The sequence below is a fragment of the Streptomyces sp. NPDC000941 genome, assembly GCF_053599555.1.
In genome coordinates, this window is sequence record NZ_JBSFMM010000282.1 from 1 (window position 1) to 12,479 (window position 12,479).

The 12,479-nt window shown below is 69.2% G+C and carries 14 protein-coding genes; 7 read left to right on the plus strand and 7 right to left on the minus strand.

What is annotated here, in order from left to right:
* Positions 1-164: 164 nt before the first annotated feature.
* A complete protein-coding gene (locus ACWDSL_RS47430) occupies positions 165-1,001 on the minus strand; it encodes an ABC transporter permease (RefSeq protein WP_450495205.1) in 837 nt (278 codons plus the stop codon).
* Between the two features lie 118 nt (positions 1,002-1,119).
* Positions 1,120-2,127 carry an ATP-binding cassette domain-containing protein gene (locus tag ACWDSL_RS47435; RefSeq protein ID WP_450495206.1) on the minus strand — a complete coding sequence of 336 codons (1,008 nt, stop codon included), beginning with the start codon at positions 2,125-2,127 and terminating at the stop codon, positions 1,120-1,122.
* A 151-nt stretch (positions 2,128-2,278) separates the two neighbouring features.
* Between ACWDSL_RS47435 and ACWDSL_RS47440 the strand changes: the two genes are divergently transcribed.
* A complete protein-coding gene (locus ACWDSL_RS47440; protein ID WP_450495208.1) occupies positions 2,279-3,046 on the plus strand; it encodes a TetR/AcrR family transcriptional regulator in 768 nt (255 codons plus the stop codon).
* 50 nt (positions 3,047-3,096) lie between these two features.
* On the opposite strand, the gene ACWDSL_RS47445 is transcribed toward ACWDSL_RS47440, so the two are convergent.
* Positions 3,097-4,104 carry a hypothetical protein gene (locus ACWDSL_RS47445; protein ID WP_450495210.1) on the minus strand — a complete coding sequence of 336 codons (1,008 nt, stop codon included), beginning with the start codon at positions 4,102-4,104 and terminating at the stop codon, positions 3,097-3,099.
* Positions 4,105-4,374: 270 nt separating this feature from the next.
* Between ACWDSL_RS47445 and ACWDSL_RS47450 the strand changes: the two genes are divergently transcribed.
* The 3 genes from ACWDSL_RS47450 (at position 4,375) to ACWDSL_RS47460 (ending at position 6,557) form a co-directional block, all read left to right on the plus strand.
* Positions 4,375-4,902 (plus strand): Trp biosynthesis-associated membrane protein, encoded by a 528-nt coding sequence (locus ACWDSL_RS47450; RefSeq protein ID WP_450495211.1) that lies wholly within the window; start codon positions 4,375-4,377, stop codon positions 4,900-4,902.
* A gap of 130 nt (positions 4,903-5,032) precedes the next feature.
* Positions 5,033-5,506 (plus strand): hypothetical protein, encoded by a 474-nt coding sequence (locus ACWDSL_RS47455; RefSeq protein ID WP_450495213.1) that lies wholly within the window; start codon positions 5,033-5,035, stop codon positions 5,504-5,506.
* Between the two features lie 55 nt (positions 5,507-5,561).
* The gene (locus ACWDSL_RS47460; RefSeq protein WP_450495215.1) at positions 5,562-6,557 is read left to right on the plus strand and encodes an aldo/keto reductase; all 996 of its coding nucleotides are present in this window, start codon (positions 5,562-5,564) and stop codon (positions 6,555-6,557) included.
* Between the two features lie 190 nt (positions 6,558-6,747).
* Here the strand turns inward: ACWDSL_RS47460 and thpR are convergent, their stop codons facing one another.
* The 3 genes from thpR to ACWDSL_RS47475 form a co-directional block, all read right to left on the minus strand.
* Positions 6,748-7,311 (minus strand): RNA 2',3'-cyclic phosphodiesterase, encoded by a 564-nt coding sequence (gene thpR, locus ACWDSL_RS47465; RefSeq protein WP_450495217.1) that lies wholly within the window; start codon positions 7,309-7,311, stop codon positions 6,748-6,750.
* A 66-nt stretch (positions 7,312-7,377) separates the two neighbouring features.
* Entirely contained in the window at positions 7,378-8,772 is a 1,395-nt protein-coding gene (locus tag ACWDSL_RS47470; protein WP_450495219.1) for an MFS transporter, read from the minus strand.
* A gap of 42 nt (positions 8,773-8,814) precedes the next feature.
* On the minus strand, positions 8,815-9,258 hold the full coding sequence (locus ACWDSL_RS47475) for a MarR family winged helix-turn-helix transcriptional regulator (protein ID WP_450495221.1): 444 nt from the start codon (positions 9,256-9,258) through the stop codon (positions 8,815-8,817).
* A 130-nt stretch (positions 9,259-9,388) separates the two neighbouring features.
* Between ACWDSL_RS47475 and ACWDSL_RS47480 the strand changes: the two genes are divergently transcribed.
* On the plus strand, positions 9,389-9,586 hold the full coding sequence (locus ACWDSL_RS47480; protein ID WP_014177490.1) for a ribbon-helix-helix protein, CopG family: 198 nt from the start codon (positions 9,389-9,391) through the stop codon (positions 9,584-9,586).
* Between the two features lie 34 nt (positions 9,587-9,620).
* Here the strand turns inward: ACWDSL_RS47480 and ACWDSL_RS47485 are convergent, their stop codons facing one another.
* Positions 9,621-11,090: an NCS2 family permease gene (locus ACWDSL_RS47485; protein ID WP_450495222.1), complete on the minus strand. Its 1,470-nt coding sequence runs from the start codon at positions 11,088-11,090 to the stop codon at positions 9,621-9,623.
* 204 nt (positions 11,091-11,294) lie between these two features.
* On the opposite strand from ACWDSL_RS47485, the gene ACWDSL_RS47490 reads away from it, so the two are divergent.
* Together ACWDSL_RS47490 and ACWDSL_RS47495 are read left to right on the plus strand one after the other, a co-directional pair.
* Positions 11,295-11,543 carry a DUF2530 domain-containing protein gene (locus tag ACWDSL_RS47490; protein ID WP_450495224.1) on the plus strand — a complete coding sequence of 83 codons (249 nt, stop codon included), beginning with the start codon at positions 11,295-11,297 and terminating at the stop codon, positions 11,541-11,543.
* 78 nt (positions 11,544-11,621) lie between these two features.
* Positions 11,622-12,440, plus strand: coding sequence for an SAM-dependent methyltransferase (locus ACWDSL_RS47495; RefSeq protein ID WP_450495225.1), 819 nt, complete (start codon positions 11,622-11,624; stop codon positions 12,438-12,440).
* Positions 12,441-12,479: the final 39 nt, after the last annotated feature.

Genomic DNA, 12,479 nt, shown 5'->3' on the forward strand with positions numbered 1-12,479 from the left:
GCCCACATCAGGGCAGACAGAAGCACCCCCGGCGCCCGCCACGGCATTTACCACGCCCCCGGCGCGCACCGAAGGTGCGCTGAATCGCTGACCTGAGAAGCCCGGTAGGGGCCCGCAGCCGTTCGACGGCCGCGGGCCCCTACGCGTACGTACGGGGCGGCCGCTCAGCTGCTCAGCCGCTGGAAGCGGCGTACGGCCAGCGGCAGGAACACCGCCGTGAGGGCCACCGGCCAGACCACCGCCATCAGCGTCGCGTGCCGCTCCACCCAGCCGCCCCCGCCGGGGACCGGGTTGCCGAACAGGTCCCTGATCGCGTTCGCGGTCGACGAGACGGGGTTCCACAGCGCGATCGCGCCCAGCCAGTCGGGCATCATCGCGGGCGGGGTGAAGACGCTGGAGATCATCCCGAGGGGGAAGGCGACCGCGAAGAGGTTCCCCGCCGCCTGCTGGTTGGGCACCAGCAGCCCCAGATACACCCCGACCCAGATCAGCGAGGACCGCAGCAGGATCAGCAGCGCGAAGGCGCTCAGGGTCTCCGGCAGGGTGCCGTCGGGCCGCCAGCCGACGGCCAGGGCGATCGCCGCGAGCACCGCCAGGTCCACCGCGGCGCTGATGACATCGGCGACGCCACGCCCGCTGACCACCGCCGAGGGGGCCATGGGCATGGAGCGATAGCGGTCCATGACGCCCTTCTCCTTCACGACGGCGACCGCGACGGCGGTGCCCATGAACCCGTTCGCCATCGTCATCGCGAACATCCCGGGCAGCGCGTAGTCCTGGTAGTCCGCCCCGCCGCCCACCTCCATCGCACTGCCGAAGACATAGACGAACAGCAGCACGAACATCACCGGGGTGCCGAGCTGCCAGGCGATGGCGGCGGGGTAGCGGAGGATGGTGATCAGCTCGGTCCTGACGATGGTCACGCAGTCCGCCACCGCCCAGTACGCCCGCCGCTCCGGCCCCTCCAGGACCGTCGGCATCTCTGCTGTCACGCCGCTCATACGCCCTCCCCCCGCTCAGTCTCGGCGCGCTCCAACGCGCGAGCTTCCCTCGTCACTGCTCGCTCCTCCGTCGCTGCGCGGCTCCTCAGTCCAGCCCGCACAGCGCGCCAAGACACGCTCATGCGGGTGCCTCCGCCCGCTTGTCCGCCTTCTGGCCGCTGTTCTGTTCGTCCGTACGGTGTCCGGTCAGCCGTAGGAAGACCTCGTCCAGGGTCGGGCGGCGCAGCCCGATGTCCTCGACGGCCACGCCCCGCTCCTGGAGCGTCCGCGCGACCTCGGTCAGCGCCGCGACCCGGTCGCGCACCGGCGCCGTCACCCGCCGGTCCTCCCGGTCAACCTCTGGCGCGGCCGCCCCCGCGCCCCGGTCCATCGCCCGCGCCACCGCCTCGACGGCGGCGGGCAGGTCGGCGGTCTCCCGCACCACCACCTCGATCCGGTCCCCGCCGATCGACCGCTTGAGCTCGGCCGGCGTATCGTCGGCGATCTTCCGGCCCCGGTCGATCACGGCGACCCGGTCCGCCAGCTGATCGGCCTCGTCCAGGTACTGCGTCGTCAGCAGCACCGTCGTACCGCCCGCGACCAGCGAGCGGACCGCCTCCCACACCTCGTTGCGGCCGCGCGGGTCGAGCCCGGTCGTCGGCTCGTCGAGGAACAGCACCTGAGGGGCGAGGATCATGCTCGCGGCCAGGTCGAGCCGGCGCCGCATACCGCCGCTGTACTCCTTGGCCACCGTGTCGGCGGCCTCGGTCAGCCCGAATGTGCTCAGCAGTTCGTCGGCCCGCCGCGCGGCCCGCGCCTTGTCCAGATGGAAGAGGCGGCCGAACATCACCAGGTTCTGCCGTCCGCTCAGCATCTCGGCCACCGCCGCGTACTGGCCGGTCAGCCCGATCCGGCGGCGCACCTGACGGGCCTGCCGTGTGACGTCGAACCCGCCGACGAAGGCCCGGCCGCCGCTCGGCCTGGCCAGGGTGGCCAGGATCCGTACGGCCGTCGTCTTGCCCGCGCCGTTGGGACCGAGCAGCCCCTGGACGGTGCCGCGGCCGACGGCCAGGTCGAAGCCGTCGAGCGCGTGCTTGTCTCCGTATCGCTTCCGCAGTCCTTCGGTGAAGACCGCCCATTGCGCCACGTCCGAAAAAGTCACAGTCAAAAGAACCCCCACAGGAACCCGTGCCGCCACTCGCTCACTGGGTACACCGTACCCAATTACGAGTACACCGTACCCAGTTTTGGGTACGGTGTACTCGGTTCTGTGGCCGCGACGTTAGGATGAGCGCGCGATGACGACCACCGAACACAGCGGCAGCGGAGACATCTCCCGCAGCCTGGAACTGCTCTGGGGCACCGGCGAGCGGCCCAGCCGCGGCCCCAAGCCCGGGCTGACCCTGCAGCGGATCGTGACGGCCGCCGTCGCCGTCGCCGATGCGGAAGGTCTCGCCGCGGTCTCCATGCGGCGGCTGTCGGCCGAACTGGGCACCGGCACCATGTCGCTGTACCGCTACGTCCCCGGCAAGGCCGAGCTGCTGGATCTGATGCTGGATCAGGTGCAGTCCTTCGACCCCGACGCCCACACCCCGGATCTGGGCTGGCGGGAGACGCTGGAGATGGTGGCGCGCGGCTTCTGGCAGCTGTACGAACGCCACCCCTGGCTGCTCCAGGTGGATCAGTCGCGCCCCATCCTCGGGCCGAACGCCATGGCGGGACTGGAGTTCGCGCTGCGCGGCCTCGACGGCCTCGGCCTGACCGACCGCGAGCGGGTCCATGTCATCGTGACCGTGGAGGGGTTCGCCACCGGCGTCGCCCGCACGCAGCTGAACTCGGCCACGGCCGAGAAGCGTACGGGCGTCAGCGACGAGGAGTTCTGGAAGGCGCACGCACCCGCGATGGAGCAGGCGCTCGCCAGCGGCAGGTTTCCGATGCAGGCGGCGCTCGACGAGGACACCTTCATGGGGCGGGGCGAGGACATCTTCGAATTCGGCCTGGGGAGCCTTCTCGACGGCATCGGAGCATTCATCGCGGCCCGCGCCCGCGACACCGCCGAGAAGTAGACCCCGCCCCCTCGAAATCAGCAGGGGATCAGCAGGGGATCAGCGGCGGATCACCGGCGGCGGAAGACCGAGCGCAGGCCGAAGAACAGGGCCGCGGCGACGGCGAACACCAGCGCACCCTTGAGGAGATTGCCGTTCTTCTCCTTCTCCGAGACCGCACCGGCCCCCGTGGAGTCCCCGCCCCCGTTCTTCTTCTGCTCCTTCGCCGTCGCGTCCGGCAGCAGCTCCCCCTCCAGCTTCACCGCGGTCACCTCGCTGCCCGGGCCCTCCGTGCCGTACATCAGCGTGCCGCCGTCGGTCGTGAAGGTGACCGACTCGCCCTGCCGCTGCAGCGGCAGATCCGGCTCCTCCTTCAGATCTTCGAGCTTGCCGCCGCGCCATCTGAACTCCGCGGCGTTGAAATAGCCACGGAGCACGAGTCTGCTGGCATCCGGGGCGAAGGCCCCGTCCGTCACCTCCATGCCGATGTCGTCGACCCGGCGGAAGATATTCGTCCCGGAAGGGGAGAGCGTTTTCGGCCCGGCGTACAGTCCGCCGTCCTTCTGGCTCTTGCTGGCGATATAGGCTCGGCCGGTCTTGGGGTCGATCATCAACGCCTCGGCGTTACGCGGGCCGTCCGCGTATTTCACGGTGTACTGCACCGCCCTGACCGTGGTGTTCTTCAGCGTCTTCGGCTCGGGGAAACGGTAGATCCACACATGGGACCAGGTCCCGTCCAGGTTGTCGCCGATATCGCCGACGTAGATGTCGCCGTCCGGCCCGATCGAGATGGCCTCCACGTCGCGCGGGCTGCCGACGCCGCGCATGGTGACGGTCGCGACCGTACGCCCGGTCTTGCTGTCGACGGCGTAGATGTACGGGCCGTCGTCACTGTCGTTGTGCGTCCAGTAGACGCCCGGGTGGGCGCGGCTGGCCGCCAGACCGCTGGACTCGGTGATCCTGGAGTCCTCGATCGTGAACGAGGACGGCGACGTGTGGTCGTCGGCGGCGGCGGCCGGGGCGGCGGCGGGCAGAACCACCAGTGCGGCGGCGCCGAGGACGGACAGAAGCGAACGCATGGGCCAAGCCTGCCATCCTGGCCCGGAGCTGAGGGGGCGGCAGTCGGCCAGGGGCGGCTCCAGGGCCGCTACACCTGTCTGATTGACTGCGTCGAGAACGGGCAGATAACGAATAAGCGAGCACTCGACACCGACTCGACACACAAATTCATAATCTCTGGATTAGTTGCGCTGATCTGGAGATTAATTTTTGGAAATTTATCGGTCAATTGGCGGCAAAGCGGACCACGGCGTTGCGTCGAAGAATAAGACCGCCCTACGGTCTGCCCCATGAGCAATTACGGTGGTTCTTATCCGCAAACCGCGCCCGCACCCGGGGGCGCTCCGGCGGACGCCGGACAGAGCAAGAAGTTCGCGATCATCGGGATCGTCGGCGCGGCCCTCGCGCTGGTCGGCTCCCTGGTGAACTGGGTGGTCGGCGAGGCCAACGGCGACACGGGCGGCGTCAAGGGCATAGACGGCGATGGCCTGTTCACGCTGATCATCTCCATCGTGGCCGCGCTGGCCCTGATCGGCGCCATGGTCACCAAGAAGGCTCAGCTCTTCCTGGGCGGTGCGGTCCTCTCGCTGGTCACCGTGGTCTTCGGCGTGATCAACATGGTGGACCCGGCGCGTCTGGTCGCCTCGAAACTGGAGGACGAAGGGGCATCCGCGGCGGAGGCCGAAAAGTACGCCGACCAGGTCGTGAAGGCGGCCGACATGGGCGCTGCCCCCGGCCTGTACATGGTGCTGATCGGCGCGCTGCTGACCGTGATCTTCGGTGTCCTCGGCTTCATGAAGTCCCGCAACAGCCGATAAGAAACAATTAATTCGGCAGGTACGGCAGGCAGTATCCGAGAGCCCGCTTTTCGGCCGCATCCCGGCCGAGAATGCGGGCATTCGGATTTTCCGGGGCCGTCAGGAGTTTCCCCGGCGCTATGATCGCCGCGTGGCCGATATCTATGACCTGATCTTGTCGGTGAACCTCCCCGACACCCTCTCCGACGCCGAGATATCCGAGCTCCGCTGGCACCTTGGCCTCGCCCCCCAGCCCGCCACCCCCCTGTCCCTCGTGACCGGCTACGCCGAGCCGCTGATCGGCGACGACGGCCGACCGGAAGAGGACGAGCAGGGCAACTGGCTGATGAGTTACGAGCCGTACCCCGTCCTCGCCGCCAAGGGCGCCGCCCACCGCGCCGGCGGCGTACTCCTCTCGGCCCTGGAGCCCGGGGCCCGCGGCGGCTGGGCCCTGACGTCCCGCCAGGAGTTCCACCCCGATGAGCTCGACCGGGTGGACGAGCTCCTGCTCTGGCTGCATGAGCGGGTCGTCGACCCCCTCGCCTTCCAGTGCCATGTGCGCTTCTACGAGGAGGACACCTTCGCGCCGGTGTCCGTCACCGAAGGTGAAGTGAACTGGCCCTGAGCTGACCCGGCGGACCCTTGATTAGAGCGCACTCAAAGGGCTTGGCTAGGTGTTCATGGAGTACACGCAGCTCGGACGTACGGGACTCAAGGTCAGCCGAGTAGTCCTCGGCACCATGAACTTCGGCCCGCAGACCGACCAGGCCGACAGCCACGCGATCATGGACGCCGCGCTCGACGCGGGCATCAACTTCTTCGACACCGCCAACGTCTACGGCTGGGGCGAGAACAAGGGCCGCACCGAGGAGATCATCGGGAGCTGGTTCGCACAGGGCGGCGGCCGGCGCGAGAAGACCGTGCTGGCGACCAAGGTCTACGGCAACATGGGCGTCGAGGGCGAGCCCTGGCCCAATGAGGACAAGCTCTCCGCGCTCAACATCCGCCGCGCGGTCGACGCCAGCCTGAAGCGGCTCGGCACCGACCACATCGATCTGTACCAGTTCCACCACGTCGACCGCTCGACCCCCTGGGACGAGATCTGGCAGGCCATCGACGTCCTGGTGCAGCAGGGCAAGATCCTCTACGCCGGCTCCTCCAACCACGCCGGCTGGCATATCGCTCAGGCCAACGAGGCCGCGCGGCGCCGTGGCTCGCTGGGTCTTGTCAGCGAGCAGTGCCTGTACAACCTGTTCGAGCGGCGCGTCGAGATGGAGGTCATCCCGGCCGCGCAGGCGTACGGCCTCGGGGTGATCCCCTGGTCGCCGCTGCACGGCGGGCTGCTGGGCGGGGCGCTGCGCAAGGAGCGTGAGGGCGGCGGTGCGCGCAGCACGTCCGGGCGCAGCGCCGACGTGCTGAAGGACAGCGCGGTCCGCGACCAGATCCAGCGTTACGAGGACCTGCTGGACAAGCACGGCCTTGAGCCCGGCGAGGTGGCGCTGGCCTGGCTGCTGACCCGGCCCGGGGTGACCGGCCCGATCGTCGGCCCGCGCGTCGCCGAGCAGCTGAACTCCGCGATCCGCGCGAGCGAGCTGACCCTGAGCGAGGAGCTGCTGACCGCGCTGGACGAGATCTTCCCCGGCACGGGCCCCTCGCCCGAGGCGTTCGCCTGGTAGGACTCGCGGTCACATCACGCACAGTCACATCACGCGCAGCCACGTCACACCGTGGCGGCGGCGTACGGCCGAGCCTCAGGTTCAGCCGAACGCTGCCGCCACGGCGACGACGACGAGTATCAGCACGAGCGCACCGCTCATGATCAGGTTCCTGGTCTTGGGATCCACGCCTCGAGGGTAACGGGACCGCTCAGTGGCCCAGCGGCCAGGCGGCCACCACCTCGTAGCGTGGCTGTGCGCCGACGACCCCGGGCGTCGGCGGATGGCTGCGCACCAGGCTGAGCTCGGGCACCGTCCAGACGCCGCTCTCGAAGTCTTCGAGCCCCACCACATACGGCCGCAGATCCGCGCCGCCGCGGCAGCGCGCGAGTGTGAGATGCGGGTGGTAGGGGCGGTGCCGGTCCATAGGGAGACCGGCCCGCCGGGCCCCGGCCTCGGCGGAGTCGGCCAGCTGCCCCAGGGTCGTCCGGTCGCCCTCGACGCCCACCCACAGCACCTTGTCGGAGAAGCGGCCGCCGCCCGCGAGCCGGACCTCGTGGGGCGGATGGCGGTGGGCCGCCCGCGCCAGCCGCTCGTGCAGCACGGGCAGCACGCTCTCGTCGACCTGGCCGAAGAAGGCGAGCGTGAAGTGCCAGCCCGCGCGCTCGGTCCAGCGCAGCCCGTCCGCGCCCGGCAGCCCGCGCAGCGCCGCCACCCGGGAGGCGAGCTCGGCGACGGCCGCCTCGGGGGGCAGCACAGCGGCGAAGAGTCTCATCCGCCCAGTCTCCCGCAGCGACCGCTTGCCCCGCCTGCCCCGCCAGCCCCGCCTGCCACAACCGCGTCAGACCGCCGCGGGCACCGGATCCTCCTGCGCGTTCTCCCCGTTCTCAGGGGTTCGCGGTACGAAGGTGAGGTGCGGGCGCCCCGGCCGCAGGTTCACCTTCATCCGCAGGCCACCCGCCCGTACGAGGACCAGCCCCACCGCCACCGCGGCCGCCGCGGAGACCAGACCGCCGGCGACGAAGCCGACCCGCGCGCCGTAGGTGTCGGTCAGCCAGCCCACCAGGGGGCCGCCGAGCGGGGTGCCGCCCACGAAGACCATCATGAACAGGCTCATCACCCGCCCGCGCATCGCGGGGTCGGTCGCCAGCTGGACGCTGGAGTTCGCCGTCACGTTGAAGGTCAGCGAGAAGATCCCGATCGGCACCATCAGCGCGGCGAACATCCAGAAGGCCGGGGCCAGCGCCGCCGCGACCTCCAGCAGGCCGAACATCAGCGCCGCGCCGACCAGCACCCGCTGTCTCGTCGTGGTCCGCCGGGCGGCCAGCAGCGCGCCGGTCACCGAGCCGACGGCTATCAGCGAGTTGAGCAGGCCGTAGGTGCCCGGTCCGGCGTCGAAGACGCCGTCGGCGAAGGCGCTGAGCCAGATCGGGAAGTTGAAGCCGAAGGTGCCGATGAAGCCGACCAGCACGATGGGCCAGATCAGATCCGGGCGCCCGGCGACATAGCGCAGCCCCTCGCGCAGCTGCCCCTTGCCGCGGGGCGCGCGCTCGACCTTGTGCAACTCGGCGGGGCGCATCATCAGCAGGCCGACGAGCGGGGCGGCGAACGACAGCCCGTTGAGCAGGAAGGCCCAGCCGCTGCCGACGGCGGTGATCAGCACACCGGCGACCGCCGGGCCCACCAGCCGGGCGGACTGGAAGTTCGCGGAGTTCAGGCTGACGGCGTTGCGCAGGTCCTTGGGGCCGACCATCTCGACGACGAACGCCTGCCGTGTGGGGTTGTCGACGACGGTGACCATGCCGAGCAGGAAGGCGATCAGATAGACATGCCAGACCTGTACCAACCCGCTGAGGGTCAGCGCGGCGAGCGCGAGCCCGCACAGCCCGAGCGCGGCCTGGGTGAGCACGAGCAGCCGCCGCTTGGGGTAGCGGTCGGCGATGACACCGCCGTACAGGCCGAAGAGCAGCATGGGGAGAAACTGCAGCGCGGTGGTGATACCGACCGCGGTGGAGGAGCCGGTGAGGCTGAGGACGAGCCAGTCCTGGGCGATACGCGACATCCAGGTGCCGGTGTTCGATATCACCGCACCCGTGGCGAACAGCCGGTAGTTGCGGATCTTCATGGAGCTGAAGGTCCCGCCCCTGGTGCGCCCGGCTGCGGCGGCACCAGTGGGGTCGGTCACGGGGTCGGTATGGGGTGCGGGTGCGGAATCTGCTCCGGGTCCCGTACTCAAAGTGCGCTCGCCTCCAAGCGGCTCGTTTCCTCTTACATCTGCTTACATCTGCGCGAGCTTCTCCAAGACCGGCGCGGCGGCGCGAAGCGCGGCCCACTCCTCCTCGGTCAGCCCGCCGACCAGCTCGGCCAGCCAGGCGTTCCGCCTGCGCCGGCTCTCTTCGAGCATGACCTCTGCCCGCTCCGTCGGCGAGACGACTTTCTGCCGCCGGTCCTCCGGATGCGGCTCCAGCCTGACCAGTCCCTTGGCCTCGAGCAGCGCCACGATGCGGGTCATCGAGGGCGGCTGGACATGCTCCTTACGGGCGAGCTCGCCCGGGGTGGCCGAGCCGCACAGGGCCAGCGTGCCCAGTACGGACATCTCCGTGGGGCTGAGCGACTCGTCGACGCGCTGGTGCTTGAGCCGTCGCGACAGACGCATCACGGCGGATCGCAGTGCGTTCACGGCGGCCGTGTCTTCGGTGCCACCATGGGACAGATCCGACATGGTCTTTAGCATAACTCATTACCTCGCCTAATGAAACCTGCATGACGACCCGGTAACATATTCACCCATACGAGTGAGTCAGTTCCGGAAAGTGACGCAGCGAGACGCATGTCACGGGGACCCTGGCCGCATGGGATCGCCCACGGGATCGAAAGTGCTCAGCCTACGGATCGATGGCGAGCTGCTGGACCGGGTCCGGGAGCATGCAGCGAAACGCGGAATGAGCGTCCAGGACTATGTCATCCGGACGCTCATTCGCGAGGACTTCGACGAACGCTTCAAAACGTCCGTCGACGAGACGGAGCGCTTCTACGGCCGGGCCCCGTAGGGCCCGGCGGCGCCCCTGTACGTCTGCGCCCGGGTCAGCCGGACCCGAGCGCCTGCTGGATCGGGTGCAGCAGGAAGTAGACGAGGAAACACAGCCCGACCGCGCTCAGCAGCCAGGGCACCTCCCGCATCCGCCGGGTCGCGATCCGCAGCAGCAGATACGACAGCACGCCGAGGCCGATCCCATTGGTGATGCTGTAGGTGAACGGCATCGAGATCATGGCCAGAAAGGCCGGGACCGCGATCGTGAAGTCGCTCCAGTCGATCTCCTTGACGTTCGCGGCCATGATCAGGAAGCCCACGACCACCAGCGCGGGGGTCGCCGCCTGCGACGGGACGACCTCGGCCAGCGGGGTGAAGACCAGCGCGAGCAGGAAGAGCCCACCGGTCACCACGTTCGCGAAGCCCGTACGGGCGCCCTCCCCGACACCCGCCGTGGACTCCACGAAGCAGGTGTTGGCCGAGGCCGAGCCGAAGCCGCCGCCCGCGACCGCGACGCCGTCCACCATCAGGATCCGGCCCATCCCCGGCAGCTGGCCCCGCTTGTCCGTGAGCCCCGCCTCCTCGCCGACACCGATGATCGTGCCCATGGCGTCGAAGAAGCCGGACAGCAGCACGGTGAAGACGAACAGACAGCCGGTGAGGATGCCGACCTCATGGAACCCGCCGAACAGGCTGACCTGACCGATCAGGCCGAAGTCCGGGGTGGAGACCACCTTGTCCGGCAGCTCGGGAGCGGTCAGCCCCCAGCTCCCGCCCGGGATATCGGCCACGGCGTTGACCACCACCGCGACCACCGTCATGGTCACCATGCCGAGGAGGATGGCACCGCGCGTCTTGCGGACGACCAGGACGAAGGTGAGCGCGAGCCCGGCCACGAAGATCAGCACCGGCCAGCCCTGCAGCTTGCCCTCGATGCCCAGACCCATCGGCACGGTGGTGTGGGCATCGTCCGGGTTACGGGTGACAAAGCCCGAGTCGACCAGGCCGATCAGGGCGATGAACAGCCCGATGCCGATCGCGATCGCACGGCGCAGCCCGCCCGGGATCGCGTCCATCACCCGCTGCCGCAGCCCGGAGGCCACCAGGATCATCAGCACCAGGCCCGCGAGGACCACCATGCCCATGGCGTCCGGCCAGCTCATCTCGGGCGCGAGCTGCAGCGAGACCACGGCGTTGATGCCGAGCCCGGCGGCGAGCGCGATCGGGACGTTGCCGATGACCCCCATGAGCAGGGTGGTCAGGCCGGCCATCAGGGCGGTGGCGGTGACGAGCTGGGCGTTGTCGAGGTGCTGCTGGAACTTGTCCTCGCCGCTCCCGAGGATGATCGGGTTGAGCACGATGATGTAGGCCATCGCGAAGAAGGTCGCCAGACCGCCGCGGACCTCCCGGGAGACGGAGGACCCCCGCTCGCTGATCCGGAAGAACCTGTCCAGGCCGTTTCTGGGGGGTGCCGGAGCCTGCTGCTGCTTGGCGTCGGCCGGCGCGGTGGCCGAGGGGGACATGAAGTACCTCAGAGGTGCGTGAACATAACCAACAGGCCATTTTGGATGATCAGACAAGACAATCCAGCCAGACCCGGACGGTTGCAGTATGAATGTATGAAGTGCAAAAACGCCAATCCCGGACGTTTGGCGACGGTCGATGACGTCAAGTGACGGACCGGGCGGAGAGACACCGCCCCCACACCCGGCCCGTAAGCTGTGCACATGACGAAGTGGACCCCCAAGCACGAGGCCCCGGCGCCCCTGGAGGGCAATGTCGTCGCCACGATCACCGGTGGCACGATCGTGTGGTTCGTCCTCTTCCTGGTCCAGCTGCCCTTCTACGGCTGGTACGACGACCACGGCCATCTGTGGTGGCTGTGGACCTGCCTGGCCGGCGGCGGCCTGGGGCTGCTCGGCGTCTGGTACGTCCGCACCCGCGAGGCGGCCATCCGCCGCTCCGCCGAGTCCTGAGCGCCCTCGGCCCCACGATTCTTTCCGGATAAGAAAGTTGCTCACTTCTCACGCCAACTGGCCAGTAATGTGGGCTTCATGACCGGCCATGGTTTTCGCGCGGACCAAATCGACACCAGCAAGCCGCACTCGGCTCGCATGTACGACTACTTCCTCGGCGGGAAGACGCACTACTCCGTCGATACCCGGGCCGCGGAACAGGTCGAGGCCGTATGGCCCGACGTCATCCCGTGGACCCGCGCCAACCGGGCCTTCATGCACCGCGCCACCCGCTGGCTGGCCACCGAGGCGGGCATCCGGCAGTTCCTCGACATAGGCACCGGCATCCCCACCGAGCCCAATCTGCACCAGGTGGCCCAGCAGGCGGCCCCCGCCTCCCGGGTCGTCTACGCCGACAACGACCCCATCGTCCTGGCCCACGCGCAGGCGCTGATGCTCTCCGCCCCCGAGGGGCGCACCGCCTACCTCCACGCCGACGTCGAGGACCCCGAGGCCATCCTGGCCGCCGACGAGCTGCGCGCCACGCTGGATCTGAGCGAGCCGGTCGCGCTGTCCCTCAACGCGCTCATGCACTTCATCGGCGACGACCGGAAGCCGTACGACATCGTCCAGCGGCTGCTGGCCCCCCTGGCGCCGGGCAGCTATCTCGTCCTCTCCCACGGCGCGATCGACCCCCGCCCCGGCCTCTCCGACGCGGTCACCAACCTCTACCGCGCAAGCGGCATCCATGTGCAGGGACGCACCCACGAGGAGATCACGGCCTTCTTCGACGGTCTTGAGCTCGTCGAACCGGGCGTGGTGATGCCGCACCGCTGGAAGCCGGAGACCGAGCGGGAGCGCGCGGAGGCGGACGCGCGGGATCTGTGGATCTACGCGGGGGTGGGACGCAAGGGGTAACGGCATACGTGCTCGCCGCTGCCCGAGGCTTCGGGCAGC